Below are 18486 nucleotides of genomic sequence, written 5' to 3' on the forward strand. Positions count from 1 at the left end.
ACAAAGTTCTATATATTAGTTTCTGAGTAGTATAATTCCTAAAGTTAGTATGGGCAAAAGGTATTTTACTCCTACTATATTAACTCTTATTACTAAATGCTGAATTATATTAATACTAGGGGATTTGATATTAGTTTGTAGAGTTTAAGTTGAAGGAAGAGGGAAAGAGGTTGATTAACTTTTTTTTGACTTTTGAATTCTGTGAAGTAATTGTCTGAAATTTACTCTTAATATCATGTCCGTTTAATAGCGCTCAGGAAAAACTTTTTTCTTCTCTTCCTTATTCTTCCCTCCTGACTCATGACTCCTTCATCTTTATTTATAAGTATTTAACCGGACATAATATAACTTCTTCCTTCTTGCTTTTTAATTCCTTTTAGTAGTCTTTCCGATCCAAATCATCCCTTAGATTAGATAAGTGTAACTGCTGAGACTATTCTCATAATTTTGCAGCAGCATTCGCGACTCTTTAATGGTAATTTTCTCTTCTTGTAAAGCTTGCTCAGTTTGACGACGAATACTTTCTACTAAACCATCAGAATTATACTGAACATAATTTAATACTTCTGTCATTGTGTCACCTTTAACAACGTGTTCGATTTTGTAACCTGAAGGGGTTAATTTAATATGCAAAACATTAACATCACCAAATAGGTTATGTAGATTACCCATTATTTCTTGATAAGCACCTCCAAGAAACATTGCTAGATAGTAAGGTTTAAAGATAGAAGCAATTTCTTTTGAGGAATTTTCTAATGTTTGACTTGCGAAATGTTCAGAATATTTCTCACTAACTTGAGTTTGAAGAGGATGTAATTCTAATAATGATTTGACATCTCGTAAATCGATAAATTTCTCAATTTTTCCATCACTATCGCAGGTAAGGTCAGCTAATATAGCTCTTTCTGTAGGTTCTTCATCTAACCTGTGAATAGGCATAATTGGAAATAATTGATTAATCGCCCAACTATCAGGAGCAGATTGAAAAACAGAAAGATTAATGTAATAAATAGATGCCATGATTTTTTCTAGTTCTTCTAAATCATCTGGAATATATTCAGAACCTTTTAATATCTCTTGAATTTTCCGAAAACATCCCCAATACAGTTGTTCTACTTTGGCGCGATCGCTAATACTCAGATATCCAAAATTAAATAGACTTATAGATTCTTCTTTGAATTGAATTGCATCGTGATATGCTTCCTGGTAATTATTTTTGTTAATAGATTGATAAGTTTCGTAGAGGTTTTGTAGAATTAAATGCTCTTCTTTTCCAACAATTTTAGGTTCTTCTTTTGGAACTTGACTAACTCCTAAAACATCAAAAATAAGAACTGATTGATGAGATGCAACAGCTCTGCCACTTTCACTAACTAATATTGGTGGTAATATATTTTTCTCTTCACAAGCTTCTTTAACTTCTGCCACAATATCATTGGCATAGTTCTGCATATCATAGTTTTTGGAAGCATAAAACTTACTTTTTGAGCCATCATAATCAACTGCCAAACCACCGCCGACATCTAAGTATTTCATATTAGCTCCTAGTTGAGCTAATTCAACATAAATTTGACTTGCTTCTCTAATAGCATCTTTAATTACACTAATTGAAGAAATTTGAGAACCGATATGAAAATGTAAGAGCTGCAAAGAATCTAAAATATCTGCATTTTTTAACTGATTAACAACTTGAATTATTTCCGGAATACCAAGACCAAATTTAGCGCGGTCGCCTGTAGTTCCTGCCCAACGACCGATACCTTTAGTGCTGAGTTTTACTCTAACTCCTACTACTGGTTTAATATTTAATTTTCGACTAGCTTCTATTACTAACTGTACTTCTTCTACCTGTTCAATCACAATTATTGGTGTTTTTCCTAATCTTTGAGCTAGCATTGCAGTCTCAATGTATTCTCGGTCTTTATAACCATTACAAATTATTAGTGAATCAGGAGTATTCAAAGTCGCGATCGCAATTAATAATTCAGGTTTTGAACCTGCTTCTAAACCAAATTTATGAGGCTTACCAAATTTAACAATTTCTTCTACTAATTGACGATTTTGATTACATTTTACTGGAAATACACCACGATAAATATTTTTATATTTATAACGAGCGATCGCCTTAGAAAAACAAGCATTTAAGCGCTCAATTCTATCTTCAAGGATATCGGAAAATCTAATAATTAAAGGCAATCCTATATTTCTTTGTTTAATAGATTCAATCAGTTCAAATAGGTCTATTGAACCTCCTAGATCGCCTTTAGGAGAAACTGTAATATGACCAGCAGAATTAATTGAGAAATAGGGATTACCCCATCCTTGAATTCTATATAATTTCTCACTATCTTCAATAGTCCATACTTTTTTTTGTTGAGAGTTTATCCGCTCGATTTCTGTTTTAGAAGTATTAGTTAATGATGTGTTATTTGAAATATCAGAAGTATTTTGATTTATAGTTGACTGTAAATCCATGATGTGTTTTACTTTTAATATACTAAGATTGCAATAATTTTAACTTAATTATTGGTAAGTTCGGATAATTAACCATTAGCGCTAGATGTAGTAGGCAAAAACTATAGCACTATAGTACAGGTAGTGTTTACTCTCATACTAACCCATTGGAGACCTATTTAAAAAGAGATGGGGATATAGAGAGTATTTTTCAACAACGATTGACAACCAAAATCGTAAGCTATGGTGGGACAGTAGTGCTAGCTGACCAGTGGTTTCAATCATCCAAAACTTGTCATAGTTGTGGTCGTATTAATCAAGAATTAAAGTTAAAAGACCGCACCGGGGAATTGTCCTCACTGTGGAATGAGAATAGACCGCGACTTGAATGCTGCACTGTTGTTATCTCAGTATGGGGAAATTAATCAATTTAATAGGGTAGGCTGTACCCGAATTTACGCTTGTGAACTGGAAGAGGGTGGCCTCCCAGGTTGAAGCAAGAAGCAAACATCTTTGACTGGCATTACCAGGTTTTACCGAGTTTTGGTGGAATTGTGTAGGTATTGTACAGCAGAGCGTCAAATCAGGTTAATCTGTATTGTGTATTCAGAAAATTTTTGAGGAGTATCAGTTTGGAACGCACCTTCATAGCTATTAAACCCGATGGTGTCCAAAGAGGACTTGTTGGCCAAATTATCAGTCGCTTTGAAACAAAAGGTTTTACCCTAGTTGGTCTAAAAATTATGAGTGTAAGTAAGGAACTAGCTGAAAAACACTATGAAGTTCATAAAGAAAGACCATTTTTTCCAAGCTTAATACAATTTATTACATCTGGCCCTGTAGTAGCAATGGTTTGGGAAGGTGAAGGGGTTGTGGCATCTGCGAGAAAAATTATTGGGGCAACTAATCCTTTGAGTGCTGAACCTGGTACAATTCGTGGTGATTATGGAATTAGTGTTGGCCGTAATCTAATACATGGTTCTGATGCGATTGAGACTGCTCAAACTGAAATTAGTCTTTGGTTTAAAGAGGAAGAGTTAGTATCATGGCAGCCAACTTTAACTCCCTGGATTGTTGAATAATATAGAGAAATAGAGAAAATTTTCTTGTCTTAAATGTCTATGAGTTAGCTCCCTGATTTAGAGAGCTAACTATTTCAATGCCATATTGAAATCTCAATAAATTTCAGCTTTATTTGTTCAATTTAGCAGGAATATTTGTCTGAAGAAATCCCTATCCTGTATAAATATAGAAATACTTAAAATATCAATTATTAACTATTCTGAATAAACTATATATTTGGTTGATAATTATAACTAATATAGCGACCTTAAATAGCCTTTGAATAAACGTTAGTCTGAGAAAATATATCTAAGTAGTCAAGCAAAATTAATTGTATATTTGACTCTCAGGTTCAAGTAGTTCTGTATCGTCATGGCAAATTAGGGCTGAAACACCTACTATACTAATTATCAATACTAATGACCACTTACCGAATATTAATAGTAGTTTAACTAATTTTATATTCTTGAAAATTATTTTTTTTTGTAAACTTATGTTGACTTATATTAAGAATCTTATGAGATGTTTCAGGCAAGAGCAAACCCCGCAGCTAAATACATCAAATGGGTAGTGTAGAAAGAAGAAAAAAAATTAGTGTTTGTTTACAAGTTGTAAATTTGCCAATTACGGGTAAAATATGGAACATTAACTGCAAACTACAAATACAAACATTAGGAGTTTTGAACTATGCCTCTATCTGACACTCAAGTATTAGTTGCTCTAGTAATTGCTCTCATCCCAGGAATCTTAGCATTCCGACTCTCAACTGAGCTTTACAAATAAAATCTCGGTCAATTATCAAAATCTAAATTTGTCCTAACAGTTGCTTCTCAAGATACAGTTAAATTTTTGCTTTTTACCAAAACTAAGTATGATAGAGAAGTTACTATGTTAAAAACTGTTGGGACAAATTTTTTATGGAGATGGAATAGGAATCTTCAAAAAATTTCTTTGCTGTGAAAACCAAAGGTAATTAAAATCAAATTCAAATACGAACCAATTATTTATCTGATTTTTCATACTACAGCCTTTTTATCTGGGATGTGGATACTAAGTGCTATGAAAAAAGTATTGAGGTAGTAGAGGATAGGGAATACTAAAGGAGGGAAAATAGCATTAAAGATTAGTACACACAAGGATATATGGTACTCAACACAGCACTTTTTTTATTATAAAAAAACTCAATCTATATTTACATATCAAATCAAAACACTATAATAGTCCTTTTAGATGAGTTGTGCAATCTTGTTAAATCATTTTTTCAACAATAATATTCTTAATTAGCTTTCACTTGTACTTGTTCACAATAATCGCAGTTTACTTCAATATTTAATTTTATTTTGACATCTTAAATGTAAACTCAATCGATAGATTAATATCTAAATAGAAAAATATTCTAATTGATGAAGCTATCTTGACAAAATTATGCAAGCTACTAAACCTGTAACATTTTCACCAGTTTCTCACAACACTCCTACTCAGGTAAAACCTCAAATATTTTCCAAAAGAATCAAGTCTTCTTATCTAGGAATAACAATTGAAACTACAGTCAAATTATTTACTAATATTGTAATTTCTGTTTTTGTAACATCAGCTTTCTTGAAATTGTGGCCTCATTACCAATCTATTCAAGAAAAGCTACAAGTAATTGAATCTGAAATTGAAGCCACAACTGAAAGACTTAATCAAGAGAAAGCAGATTTTACTCGTTATTTCGATCCTAGTCAGGCCAAAAGTATTATGCAAGAGCAAAGCAACCGAGTAGACCCTCATCAAATACCGATAATTTGGCTAGAAGATAATGGTATTAAACCAAATTCAGAATCTATTAGCTCCCCTTGAAAAAGTAGTCAGTAGTTTTTAGTAGGAGGGAGACAAGCAGCACAAGGGAGAAAAAAGTATATATAGATATTATTTGAATGTATTTCTGCTTGCTTGCCCACTTTCTCCTCAGTCTACTTTTGATAATTTGTGCAGAAATTTCAGATTTATTGCAGAGTCATTTCATTCTAGATTTGAACAATGAATTTATTTATTTTCAGACAGCGAAATATAAATTTCCTCAAGCTTGAAATAATCTGGTTTCCTCAATAAATAAAATGGCAAAGTTTAGAATGAAACAGCCCTGGATTTATTGAATGATTATTAATATTATGTAGAAACACAATCCTGAATATTTCCCCCTAAGAAAATATGGATAAAAAGTCACGAGTGCAGGATCGCAGAAATAACTAACCAATTATAAAATCCTAAAAGCTTTACCAATCAATACTTTTGACTTTTAACTTCCGCGTAGTGGCACTATGCTGCATTTGCTAATGCAATTTCAGATGTAAGAATTTCTACTGCAGCTTGATATTGTTTGTCAGCTTCTGTGGTAATTTGGTAAGGCAAAATCGGGTCTTCTTCCACCACAACATCAGGCATAATTCCCTGTTTATTGATATCTGTATGGTTTGGTGTTTCATACTTGGCCACCGTCACAGCCAACCCCGAACCATCAGACAAATCAAACAAAGACTGAATTAACCCTTTGCCAAAAGTTTTTTCACCTACTAACAAAGCACGGCCATTATCCTGAAGAGCACCTGCAAGAATTTCACTGGCACTGGCAGTACCCTGATTAGTTAATACAACTAATGGGGAATCAGTTATGGCTAGTCCTTCAGCAGAAAAACTACCAAGAAATCTTTGTCTATTAACCGTGTAAACAATAGTACCATCATCCAACCATAGACGAGCAATTTCTATGCCAGCTTGTAATAGTCCACCTGGATTATTTCGTAAATCAAGCACATAACCAATAACCCCCTGCTGCTCAAAACTTTCTACTGCCTGGCTGACTTCTGTCGCAGCATTAGCATTAAATTGACTCAGACGAATATAACCAATTTTTCCTGTTTCCGGGCCAGACTTTAATTCAGCATAGACTGGGTTAATTTCAATAGTATCCCTAATTAGTTTAATTTCTTGAGGTTGGTCGTTGCTTTCTGTCAAAATTGTCAATACTACTGAAGAACCAACAGGACCTCGCATTCTATTTGCAGCTTCATCCAAAGTAAATTCTGAAGTTGATTGGCCATCAATTTTGAGGACGCGATCGCGAGGTTGAATACCAGCAGCTTCAGCAGGAGAACCCTCCAGGGGAGAGATGACTATTAGTTCTCCTGTTTGAGGATCTAAAGCAATTTGTAAACCGACTCCTGTTAATTCTCCAGAGGTATTAACCTGCAAATTATGGTATTGTTCTGGTTTGAGAAGTCTGGTGAAGGGGTCTTCCAGACTTGCCAACATTTCTTGAATGGCATTATAAGTATCGTCTCTGTTCTCAAGGGGTTTCTTAATCAATTTTTGACGTACAAACCACCAATTCTGATGATTGAAAGAATCATCAACATAAGCCAAGTTAACTATCCGCCAAGCTTCGCCCAATAAACTCTGTTCCTCTGTCAGTGCTGATGCAGATGATGTCCAAAATCCACAACTCAGAATCACTGGAAAAATAAAGAGAAATATAACTCGGATAAATCTTTTTTTCATAGATACAAAAATTATTGCCTTATAAAGGTTATTGGGTAAAATTTATAGTATAAATGAAAAATACTTAATATCCCAAACTTGATAAAAGCTGACACGTTAATATATCGGGAGTTTGTTAGCCCTGTTCTTTGAAGACAGGGTTGAAAAGTGACTCGTGCGGATTTATTTTCAGTAAAAAATGATACAATTGAACCAAGCAAGTTAAGAACAACTATCTACGCTTTGAGGCATTCCTAGTAAGGTAAAATTCCTGCAACGAAGAACCGAATGTACAGAGTATGAAACCACTATACGAGCAAGTAACAGCAGGGTGTTGACCCTATCGTTCCTGACATCGTGATGGACTTGGAAAGCGTAAAAAATTAACAAGTAAGCGCAATTGCAGTATTGGTAAATCAATAGTCGTTTTGAGCGTCTAGGGGAATATTTGACTATTCCTTGGAGCGCAGAGTGTCAACTTGATGAAATTTATCCATAAGTTATGTTAAATTTTTTAAAGGGAGGGTAGAAAAGAATTAATATTTGTTTATTAAAGTTAAGGTAGACTTGTCTCTGGATTCCTTTGCCGGTTAGTATGATTTTTGTATAGCTGGCTACAGCTTTTAGGTAAGTATACTTTTCTAACTACCCAAAACCATCGATTAAAAAAAAGCAATATTCATCTAGGATTTTTGGCTTCATGTTCACAAAACAGGTAACTGATTCAGCAGCTTATAAGTGGTTCGATGAGCGCTTAGAAGTTCAAGCACTCGCTGACGATATCTCCAGCAAATATGTCCCACCCCATGTAAATATTTTTTACTGCTTGGGTGGTATTACTTTGGTTTGCTTCCTCATCCAGTTTGCTACTGGGTTTGCTATGACTTTCTACTACAAGCCAACAGTAACAGAAGCACTGGCATCAGTTCAATATATTATGACTGAGGTTAACTTTGGTTGGCTAATTCGTTCTATCCATCGTTGGTCGGCCAGTATGATGGTGCTGATGATGATTCTTCATGTTTTCCGAGTTTATCTCACAGGTGGTTTCAAGAAACCCCGGGAACTTACTTGGGTAACAGGTGTAGTTATGGCTGTAATTACGGTTAGTTTTGGTGTTACAGGTTATTCTCTACCTTGGGACCAAATTGGTTACTGGGCTGTGAAAATTGTTTCTGGGGTACCTGATGCAATTCCATTTGTTGGTCCATTTATTGTAGAACTAATGCGTGGTAGTACAAGTGTTGGTCAAGCAACTTTAACTCGCTTCTACAGTCTTCATACTTTTGTACTACCTTGGTTAATTGCAGTATTTATGTTACTGCATTTCTTGATGATTCGTAAGCAAGGTATCTCTGGACCTTTGTAAGTTAACCTATACGAATCGTGATGATGTAGCTATAGCATAAATCATCAGAAATATTAGGATTAATAGTGGCGGGACAGACCGCCCAATAAAAGTACAACGCCTGCGCTGAGGTATACTTAGGGTAAAGACGGAGAAATAAAGCTTCTAGAGATGGTCTGACAGAAATGCAACTTAACTTGTTTGATACGAGTTTATGTGCATCTAGTTATAGAGTCTGTGAAGCAAGAATATCCCACTATAATCTTTTATTTAGTGGTGATAGTGTCAAAAATAATCAAATACTAGCTCTCGGTGATTACGGAGAAAAAAATATTATGTCCACTTTAAAAAAGCCGGATCTGAGTGATCCTCAATTAAGAGCTAAGTTAGCTAAAGGTATGGGTCACAATTATTACGGTGAACCTGCTTGGCCTAACGACTTACTCTATATATTTCCAGTCGTAATTGTTGGTACATTTGCTTTGTGTGTAGGTCTAGCAGTACTAGATCCTGCTATGGTTGGCGAACCAGCAGACCCATTTGCTACACCTCTAGAAATTCTGCCTGAATGGTATTTCTGGCCAGTGTTTCAAATTCTGCGTACTGTACCTAATAAGTTGTTGGGTATTGTAGCAATGGCTTCTATTCCTCTGGGATTAATGTTGGTTCCTTTCATTGAAAGTGTAAATAAGTTTCAAAACCCTTTCCGTCGTCCAGTAGCTACTGCTGTTTTCTTGTTTGGTACAGCAGTAACTCTGTGGTTGGGTATTGGTGCTACTTTACCAATTGAGAAATCCTTGACTTTTGGTCTATTCTAAGAATGAGACTTCTAAAATAAGATTTTACACCCTTTGTTGATTTTCTTGATGAGTACATTTGTAGTTGTGTACTTGTATAAATTTTCAAGGGGTTTTACCTCTCCCCGCGCTTTTAAGCGCGGGGATTCTAAACTGTTGCTACGATTAGGGGATAAAGCCAAATCTGGTAGCTTTTTTAGTTTTGGTTTCCCAGATAGGAAATCTGGAGCGCGAGGGTTAAAACTCGCCTACAGACCTTGACTAGGCTTAGATCTAATTGTGTCTCTACTTTACGTTCACGAAGCGTGCCGAAAGCAAGTATATTCGCTGCACCATTTAAGTCAGCTTTGACCCACAAACCTTTACCAGTGTGGTATATCCCACGTTTAACTCGTTTCCCTGATGGTTTCCAACGGCAGTCGCTACAACGGGGGGAACCCCCGCAATGCGCTGACTCCCCTTCAGGTTTTTCACCGAAAGTAGGTAGAAAATCGCCATCTAGAAAACTAGCCTTGCTGGTATATGACTCTTCAGTTTCAACAAACTTAATCCCGTACTCAAGGCACAGTTGTTTAACTCATTCTTTAAGTTTAGTTGTGGGAATTTGTACGAATGACTGTGTTGTTTTACCTAGCTTAGACTCTACTATTAACTGAAAAGCATTTTATATTTATTTGGCTAAATTTAGGTTTCATAGCTTGATTCACCAACGCACCATTTTTGCAGCTTTATTAACTGCATCTCTCATCTGGCGATTACGTTTTTCTGTGATGTGGGCTAATTGCTCATCCGAATAACCCTGGGGTTTACCCTCTTTGAGAGTGGAAACCCGTTTATTATACCACTGGTTAAGGCTTTTAACATTACGCCCATCAATAATCAAGCTAGTACCAACGTTAGAAACGCAACTTAGGAGCCGTGTAAAAATAACTTGAACAAATTACTCCCAAAGCTAAATAATCAAAGTATCACGTTTATTGTTGGGTAATATGTCTGATCACTCTGTAGTCAAAACTATTCAAGACAAGTATGAATTGTTGTGGCCTTACTTAAACGAAAAAAACACGACGTATATGGGCAGCCATTGAAGCTCAAAGCCTGGGTTGGGGAGGTATCACCTTGGTAGCCAAAGCAACTGGACTTTCCCGGACAACAATTCATGCTGGTATGGATAATCTCTGTAAATCAGATGGAACAACAAGATCGGACTACAGCGATCGAATTCGTGAATTTGGTGGTGGCCATAAACTACTAGAAGAAAAAGACCCAACTCTGTGAACAGATTTGGAATTACTGATTGAACCCGCAACTTTAGGAGACCCAGAATCTCCTCTGAAATGGACCTCAAAAAGTGTAGCTAAATTAGCAGCAGGATTGAATCAAGGGGGACACAGAATCAGCCCTAAAAGTGTTGATCATTTACTGGAGTCTCTTGGTTACAGCCTACAATCAAATCGTAAGACTCGCGATCGCTCATCTCACCCAGATCGAGATGCTCAGTTTTTACATATTGCTCAATAAATATTTCCAATCTGAAAATCAACCAGTCATTTCTGTTGATACCAAGAAAAAAGAATTAATTGGGGATTTTCAGAACTCTGGTCATGAATGGTGTGTTAATGGACAACCAGTAGAAGTACGAATGCACGACTTTGCTGACCCAAAATTAAGTAAAGCAATTCCCTATGGAATTTATGACTTAAGTTTTAATACTGGATGGGTCAATGTTGGTATCGACCATGACACAGCCTGCTTTGCAGTGGAGTCGATTCGCCATTGGTGGTACTCAATGGGTGAAGAACTTGATCCAGATAGTCAAAAGTTCAAGAGGGAAGCCGACAGTTGTGGTAGTAATAGTTATCGCTCCCGACTGTGGAAGTTAAAACTACAAGAATTTGCCGACGAGATTAATCGGACTATTCATGTGTCTCATTTTCCTGCCGGTACAAGTAAATGGAACAAAATTGAACATCGCTTGTGTTGCCAGATCACCCAAAACTGGCGTGGCAGACCTTTAACTAGCTTGCAAGTCGTGATTAATCTTATTAACAATACTACTACCACACAAGTATTGAATGTAGTTGCTCACCTAGACGAAAATTTTTACGAAACAGGAATTAAAGTAAGTCGCGAAGAATTTAATGCCATTAGAATTGAGCCAGACTTTTTTGATGGTGAATGGAATTATGTGATTAAGCCGAGAACAATAACTTAAATTGTTCAAGTTATTTTTACACGGCTACTTAACCAATTATTAATTCCGGGGTCTACACCCAAGACGTTCTTCGGGTTTAACTTGTGTTGAATTACAATCTCTTTTTGATCAACAAACTCAGCATAAAAACACTGATTGTGTGGTAGTATTCACAAATGTTTGATATCTGAAAACTGTAGACTTAGATGGCATGGGTATCAAAAAACTGTCTAATTTAAATCATCATTTTACAGTTCCAGAGGCATTATCATGTTATCCTCAACAATTCTTAAAGCTTGCTTGGGATAAGTCACCATTGCTAAACCATCTTTTTTACGATAGCTAGGAACCCTTGGTTTAAAATGCAGATTGCCTTTTTTGTATTTTTTGTCTAACTCCTTAAATTACTTAAAAGATTCAGCGACAGACCTAAGTATTTGCTGTGCTGCCTGTGAATGCAAAACTTGATAATGTTTATTTGATTTGTACTCTTTTTCTAGGTCATACTTACCAATTATTTTCTTAGCTTTAAAAAACAATTGACGGCCATAATAAATACCACAATTGGTTAGCTTGTGGGATTGAGAACAAATAAATTCAAGAATTGATTTTAAGTCATAATCGGGCTTGATTAGATTGTGCTGACAGCCATACAAATAAATTACCTCCTTAATTGAATATATATTATGAATTATCTCATTTTTATGTATTTGTAATGTTAAGATTATGTGGATACTGCGGGATTTGTCTCCCAGTGTCTGTTTTCTACCCCTCTCTAAAGGGTAGGGACTTTCAAAGTTCCGCCAGTTCTTTTGTCAAAGTTTTTTGGGGTTGCAAATTATGGAATAATATTGCCAAAAGTTCATTGATACTTTGACTAAAAAAACCTAATATTAATTGTTCAAGCAATTCTCAAATATACAATGCTTTTCATCAAAAATATCAAATAATTCATCAATCTATCTCACTATTTTCAACAGGCTTATTTATTTAAGTAAAATATGTTTGAAAAGCTTAATTTTTCATTTTTTACTCTCAAAATATTTAGGGTTTTTAGGAAAAATATTATTACTGGCATAGGTCGATCGTTGTGGATCGCCTTTTTTTGAGTTGTAATTGTAATATGATCGCCAAAAGTTAGATAAATTATAATTTATAGTTGATATTAATTATCATTAATTATCCCTGGTTAAAAGTTACATATAATTGGCTTTTACTAGGTTGTGCTATAAATAGTATCTAGAGGTGCTTGGAAATAAAAAATTTAATTAACAATGTGGAGATTAAGTTGGCTAACAAGATTAATCAAAAAAAAGGAAATACATTTGTTTTTCTGGAAATTTTATCTCGTGAAGGTGGCATTCAATCTTATGTTAGAGATATTTTCCAGGCTTACCAAGACCTAACAAATTCTACAAATGCTTCTGATTCGGTTCTAGATACTGATATATTATTACTGAGAGATGGATTAGAATGTGAAAATCCCTATCAGTCGAAGAATATAAATTTCTATTATTTAAAAACTCAGCCTCTTTGGTTAGGGCGTTTTAGGTTAGCAGCAAAATTATTATGGTGTTTGCTGAAAAAACAACCTCAACAAGTTTTTTGTGGTCATATTAATTTAGCTCCCTTAGTTCAAATTTTGTGTGTACCTCTCGGCATTCCCTACACAGTTTTGACTTATGGTAAGGAAGTGTGGGAACCACTACCAAATAAATATCAACAGGCATTAAAACAAGCAGCTCGTATTTTAACTATTAGTCGTTATAGTCGCGATCGCTGTTGTGAAAATAATCATCTAGATCAAGAAAAGTTTCAATTGTTACCTTGTATGGTGGATGAGAATACTTTTATTCCTCAGCCTAAACCGAAAGATTTGATTGAGCGTTACAACCTGGAAGGGGCAAAGGTGTTAATGACTGTCGCTAGACTTTGGTCAGGAGACCCCTATAAAGGTGTTGATGTTACTATCCGTGCCCTTTCTAAGATACTACAAATATTCCCAGAAGTAAAGTATTTAGTCATTGGAAGAGGAGACGACCAACCTCGGTTAGCCAAGTTAGCTCAAGATTTAGGGGTGGAGAAACAAGTTATATTTGCTGGGTTTGTGCCTACAGAAGATTTGGTCAGACATTATCAAGTAGCTGATGCTTATGTGATGCCTTCTCAGGAAGGATTCGGTATAGTTTATTTAGAAGCAATGGCCTGTGGAATACCAGTATTATCAGGTGATGCAGATGGATCGGCAGACCCTTTACAGGATGGAAAATTAGGATGGCGCGTACCCTATAGAGATCCAGAAGCAGTAACTAATGCTTGCATTGAGATGTTGAAGGGAGAGGACCGAAGGTCTGATGGTAATTGGTTGCGAGAAGAAAGCGTAAAAGTGTTTGGTAGGGTTGCTTTTACTAAAAGGGTCAAACAACTTTTAGATTTGTGATTAGGATATAAAAAGGATGGATATTTAAGGAGATCATGAAGTGAATCAAGGCAATTCAAAGGTATTTAAATTAACACTGGCCAGTATTGGTAATTGGATAATTGTTTTAGCTGTTGTTTGGCTTTTAGGGTCTGTAGGGTTAGGATGGTTAGTTAATTCTGTTTTGATATTAATTGGTTTTATATTGATTGCACCTATAATTGCATTTATTGGGTTACGTTGGTGGTTGAATCGTAATTTAATTATAGATAAATGTCCTGTTTGTAGTTATGAATTTACTGCTTTAAATCAGACTCAATTTCAATGTCCTAGTTGTGGAGAACCACTTAAGGTTGAAGGGGGTAATTTTAGTAGGTTAACTCCTCCTGGTACTATTGATGTATCTGCGGTGGAGATTAATGCAAAACAAATTGAAGAGTATCGGTCAAAAAATTGATTTATTTGAGATTAATTTGATAGTGGAGCCAAGTTAAACAATTAATAATTAATTATTAACAATTACCTATCCTTTAAAAGAAGAGGATTGAAGCTTAAGTAAAATTTTTTCTTTTTTCTCCTTTAAAGAAGAGGCTTTAAACTTTAATTATTCGGTAGAAAATTTTCTCTGAAAGAAAAACATAAGATCTTGGTTAACTAAAATATACTTACTTTCTTTGAGTTAGTTTTGAAAATTAACATTGAGATTTTTTTTAGCTAAATTTATTTTATTTCTAGAGATAGATTCTAGTTAGTCTTGTCAAAGTAGTGATATTAGTTGGCACATATCCTTAGTTATTAAGAACTAATCTACAAAGACCGCTACTTAATTTAATACAAAATGAGCGAGACAAAATGAAAGAGGCAATACTGACTTAAGATGGTAAGTTAATAGCTTTTTATTCTGGTTTAACTAATGCTAATTTGCTATGACATCAATAAAAATTTAATTTAGATAATGAATATAAGCTTTGATGTATTGTAGGAAAAATTCATTGGAAACGGAGCAGAAAACTGAACCTTATATCATGTCCGGTTGAATATTTATAAATAAATAAATGATTAGGGAGTAGAGAGTAGAGAGTAGGGAGCAAAAAGAGATTTGCGATCGCTAGTGAAAGGATAGTTTTTTTGATAACTAATTATCTGGGCATGATATTATTAATTTCCTGATTTACTAATAAATAAATCTGTAATTAAAGGGAGATGATCTGAACCGAAATTTAAACCTGAATTAGCTCTGGTCTTAACGTTTACAACTTTAATTTCTGAACTGATTAAACAATGATCTATGGGAATTTGAAAAAATCTAGATAAAATATACAAGAGTACAGAGTTATTAAATCTTGCAGGCCAAGTGGGAATAATACCAAAACCTAAACGACTATTTCTTAATCCAGTTTCTTGTTCTAATTTGTGATAATCAGGAGACCACATAGTTATATTCAAATCTCCTGCAAGAATAACTGGATGATTTAATTGTTGAATATATTTACTAAGTTTTTTTAATATTTGATTGCGTTGTTTAAAGGTGCTTCTATATATCGGAACAGTAGGATGGGTTGCTATTAAATAAATGGTTTGCTGATTAATGTTGAAGTTGGTAATAATAGTAGGTTTGTTGGGAGCAAAAAATTCTATTGAGTAATTATTGAGAGGAAATTTGCTGTAAACTGCAACAAGTCCATAGGGAAGAGTTCCATAGGTAGACTGAGAAACAGAATTAATTGAATTAGGTAAAATATCAGATAATGTTTGTAGATTTTGAAACCATTTATTAGTAGGTTCTAAAAAAATTGCTATATCTGGATTTTCTTGTCTTACCATTCTGGTAACTTGTGAATATTGATAATTTATGCCTCCATAAAGGTTATAAACTAAAATTCGCAGGTTAGGAGTTTCTTGGCTAATACCATTTTTATGAATATACCAAGGTAAAATTGGGGTGAGGTTAATAATTGTGCAAAATATGCCTACTAATAATAATCTCTTTTTGCCTGTTATACCTAAGCAACATAACAAAATTAAGCTGATGACAAAATATTGAACTTTAAAATGAGAGATTAGCTCGAAAATGATACCTTTTTGCCAATAACCTCCTAGAGAAAACAGAGTAGTAATAATAATTCCTGTGGTTAATAAGTAACTGAAGATTTTTTTCAGTCGATAAAAGCTGGAGGTTTCCATAAAGGTCAAGGCTTTCCAGATAGAGGTAGTCAATCGACTATTAATAATTGATAATTATTCTACTAATTATAATCAAATACACCTTTATTTTGGTTGAATAAAAAGTCATGCATATAGACGAGTTACATTCAATAACATTACAATACCACAATTTTTAAATTCTTACAGCTTGAGATGCTTTTTTCCTTTTGGAGCTTTGCAAAATGTTTTTTTTTATAGCTAATTAATTTAATTGATAATTATTTTTTTTATAGCATCTTATTTGACTAAAAAGTCAATTAAATAGACAAATTACATATAAAAACATTACGATACCACAAATTTTAAGTTATTATAGCTCGAGATGTATTTTGTGCTTTTGGAGCTTTTCAAAATGATTTTTTTAGGACTAATTAAACATTAAACAGATTTGATATTAATCATAAGTAGCGAGGGAAAATTAAACACAAAATAGCTGTATTTTTCCCATCTGACGGCTACCCTACTTAACATCTCAAGAGTCAAAATTAACTTGATTGATGAACAGGCACTTATTTAACTAAAATGTCTGACAAAAACATTAAAAGAATCCGCAAAGTTTGAAGATTCTAATTTTAATTCTTAAAATATAGACTGTTAGTTTTCCTATATCAGGATTTGAAAAAAATGGCACGTTTAGCATTACTCAGCACATCAGATAAAACAGGTCTAATTGACTTAGCAAAAACTCTAGTTACAGAATTTGACTATGAAATAATTAGTAGTGGCGGTACTGCTAAAACTCTGAAAGAAGCAGGAATTTCTGTGACAAAAGTATCTGACTATACGGGATTTCCAGAAATTCTTGGAGGTAGAGTTAAAACCTTACATCCTCGGATTCATGGAGGTATATTAGCAAGAAGAGATTTAGAGCAAGATATTGAAGACTTAAATGCTAATAATATTCGACCTATCGATCTAGTTGTAGTTAATTTATACCCGTTTGAACAAACAATTTCTCAGCCGGGAGTTACCTTAGTAGAAGCAATTGAAAAAATTGATATTGGCGGACCAGCAATGTTAAGAGCATCAGCTAAAAATTTTGCTCATCTAACAGTTTTATGTAAGCCTAATCAATATAATTCATACTTGGAAGAACTACGGAAAAATCAGGGTGAAATATCATTAGAATTTCGTCAAAAATGTGCCTTAGCTGGATTTAAACATACAGCAACTTACGACCAGGCGATCGCTACTTATTTACAAGAGCAACAAACAACTTCTGAACAGGAAAAAGAAACATTTTTCCTCTCTGGTAAAAATATTAAATCTCTGCGTTATGGAGAAAATCCTCATCAATCTGCTACTTGGTATCAAAGCGGAATTATTCCTAGTGGGTGGGCGGCAAGTAAAATTCTTCAAGGTAAAGAATTAAGTTATAACAATTTAGTAGATTTAGAGGCAGCGAGACGTATTATTACGGAATTTTCTGATGCTCCGACTGTGGCAATTCTTAAACATACAAATCCTTGTGGAATTGCAATTAGTGAAACTCTTTTGGAGGCTTATGAAAAAGCTTTTGCTGGAGATTCGGTTTCTGCTTTTGGGGGAATTGTTGCTTTGAATAAGTCTATTGATGCTCCTACTGCGACTGCTATGACTAAGACTTTTTTGGAATGTGTAGTTGCTCCGGGATGCGAACCAGAAGCGGAGGAAATTTTTCAGAAAAAATCTAAATTAAGAGTGTTAATTTCACCTGATTTAAAACAGAGTCCGTCGGAAACTATAAAGGTAATTGCTGGTGGTTTTTTAGTACAAGATAGTGATGATGCAGTAGAAAATTCTAGTGATTGGAAAGTTGTTACTGAAAAACAACCGACTCCGGAAGAAATGGAGGAATTAATGTTTGCTTGGAAGGTGGTAAAGCACGTTAAGTCTAATGCTATTGTGGTGACTAAAAATTTGGCAACTGCTGGTATTGGTGCTGGTCAAATGAATCGAGTTGGGGCAGTAAAAATTGCTTTGGAACAAGCAGGAGAAAAGGCTGTTGGAGGAGTATTAGCTAGTGATGCTTTTTTCCCTTTTGATGATTCGGTAAAAACGGCAGCAGCAGCGGGAATAACTGCTATTATTCAGCCAGGAGGTAGTATGCGAGATAAAGATTCTATTGCTGCTGCAAATGAGTTAGGTTTGGTAATGATACTAACTGGAATGCGTCATTTTTTACATTAATAAAATAGGGAATAGGGAATAGGGAATAGGCGGAAATAATTGATAATTTCTGTACAATAAGTACCTGGACAGAAATATTTATCAAAAGAATTGGGTCGCGCAACCCCGCCTTTTAAGGCGAAATATTTTTGGAGCGAAGCTCAAATCCTCCTTACAAAAATAACTTCTGACTTCGTTAAATACTGGGTTATTCGTAAGTAGATAAAGGTTTGAGTTTTAATTTTCTGTAGTTGATTTTGTCTGCCTACTTATCAGAACTTTTGAGATGAGAAAAAGGTAAAATTTTTAGCCTATAAAATCTTAATGCATGACTTTTTAT

At 34.5% G+C, this 18486-nt stretch carries 13 protein-coding genes and 1 pseudogene; 10 read left to right on the forward strand and 4 right to left on the reverse strand.

Annotated elements, in window-relative coordinates; genetic code table 11:
* Positions 1-405: 405 nt before the first annotated feature.
* The gene (speA, locus tag F6K27_RS04695) at positions 406-2475 is read right to left on the reverse strand and encodes a biosynthetic arginine decarboxylase (RefSeq protein ID WP_287238716.1); all 2070 of its coding nucleotides are present in this window, start codon (positions 2473-2475) and stop codon (positions 406-408) included.
* 200 nt (positions 2476-2675) lie between these two features.
* On the opposite strand from speA, the gene F6K27_RS04700 reads away from it, so the two are divergent.
* From F6K27_RS04700 to F6K27_RS04715, 4 genes are all read left to right on the forward strand, one after another.
* A complete protein-coding gene (locus F6K27_RS04700) occupies positions 2676-2879 on the forward strand; it encodes a zinc ribbon domain-containing protein (RefSeq protein WP_287273581.1) in 204 nt (67 codons plus the stop codon).
* A gap of 207 nt (positions 2880-3086) precedes the next feature.
* Positions 3087-3536, forward strand: coding sequence for a nucleoside-diphosphate kinase (gene ndk, locus F6K27_RS04705; RefSeq protein ID WP_124145004.1), 450 nt, complete (start codon positions 3087-3089; stop codon positions 3534-3536).
* A 667-nt stretch (positions 3537-4203) separates the two neighbouring features.
* Positions 4204-4299: a photosystem I reaction center subunit XII gene (psaM, locus tag F6K27_RS04710; protein ID WP_071525264.1), complete on the forward strand. Its 96-nt coding sequence runs from the start codon at positions 4204-4206 to the stop codon at positions 4297-4299.
* A gap of 642 nt (positions 4300-4941) precedes the next feature.
* Positions 4942-5358, forward strand: coding sequence for a hypothetical protein (locus F6K27_RS04715; protein WP_287273580.1), 417 nt, complete (start codon positions 4942-4944; stop codon positions 5356-5358).
* 459 nt (positions 5359-5817) lie between these two features.
* Here F6K27_RS04715 and ctpA read toward each other — a convergent pair whose 3' ends face one another.
* On the reverse strand, positions 5818-7056 hold the full coding sequence (ctpA, locus tag F6K27_RS04720; RefSeq protein WP_287273579.1) for a carboxyl-terminal processing protease CtpA: 1239 nt from the start codon (positions 7054-7056) through the stop codon (positions 5818-5820).
* A 679-nt stretch (positions 7057-7735) separates the two neighbouring features.
* Between ctpA and petB the strand changes: the two genes are divergently transcribed.
* Together petB and petD are read left to right on the forward strand one after the other, a co-directional pair.
* A complete protein-coding gene (gene petB / locus F6K27_RS04725; RefSeq protein ID WP_124145008.1) occupies positions 7736-8404 on the forward strand; it encodes a cytochrome b6 in 669 nt (222 codons plus the stop codon).
* A gap of 314 nt (positions 8405-8718) precedes the next feature.
* On the forward strand, positions 8719-9201 hold the full coding sequence (gene petD, locus F6K27_RS04730) for a cytochrome b6-f complex subunit IV (protein WP_124145046.1): 483 nt from the start codon (positions 8719-8721) through the stop codon (positions 9199-9201).
* A gap of 682 nt (positions 9202-9883) precedes the next feature.
* Here petD and F6K27_RS04735 read toward each other — a convergent pair.
* Positions 9884-10108, reverse strand: coding sequence for a transposase (locus F6K27_RS04735; RefSeq protein ID WP_353735935.1), 225 nt, complete (start codon positions 10106-10108; stop codon positions 9884-9886).
* A 61-nt stretch (positions 10109-10169) separates the two neighbouring features.
* On the opposite strand from F6K27_RS04735, the pseudogene F6K27_RS04740 reads away from it, so the two are divergent.
* From F6K27_RS04740 to F6K27_RS04750, 3 genes and pseudogenes are all read left to right on the forward strand, one after another.
* Positions 10170-11395 (forward strand): annotated as a pseudogene (locus F6K27_RS04740) (ISAzo13 family transposase).
* Between the two features lie 1267 nt (positions 11396-12662).
* Positions 12663-13814: a glycosyltransferase gene (locus F6K27_RS04745; RefSeq protein WP_287273660.1), complete on the forward strand. Its 1152-nt coding sequence runs from the start codon at positions 12663-12665 to the stop codon at positions 13812-13814.
* A gap of 40 nt (positions 13815-13854) precedes the next feature.
* Complete coding sequence (locus tag F6K27_RS04750) at positions 13855-14250, forward strand: hypothetical protein (RefSeq protein WP_124145010.1); 396 nt, start codon at positions 13855-13857, stop codon at positions 14248-14250.
* Positions 14251-14951: 701 nt separating this feature from the next.
* Here the strand turns inward: F6K27_RS04750 and F6K27_RS04755 are convergent.
* Positions 14952-15977 carry an endonuclease/exonuclease/phosphatase family protein gene (locus F6K27_RS04755; protein WP_287273576.1) on the reverse strand — a complete coding sequence of 342 codons (1026 nt, stop codon included), beginning with the start codon at positions 15975-15977 and terminating at the stop codon, positions 14952-14954.
* A 645-nt stretch (positions 15978-16622) separates the two neighbouring features.
* Between F6K27_RS04755 and purH the strand changes: the two genes are divergently transcribed.
* Complete coding sequence (gene purH, locus F6K27_RS04760) at positions 16623-18167, forward strand: bifunctional phosphoribosylaminoimidazolecarboxamide formyltransferase/IMP cyclohydrolase (RefSeq protein ID WP_124154516.1); 1545 nt, start codon at positions 16623-16625, stop codon at positions 18165-18167.
* Positions 18168-18486: the final 319 nt, after the last annotated feature.

This window comes from Okeania sp. SIO2F5, from assembly GCF_010692685.1.
Lineage (GTDB): Bacteria > Cyanobacteriota > Cyanobacteriia > Cyanobacteriales > Microcoleaceae > Okeania > Okeania hirsuta.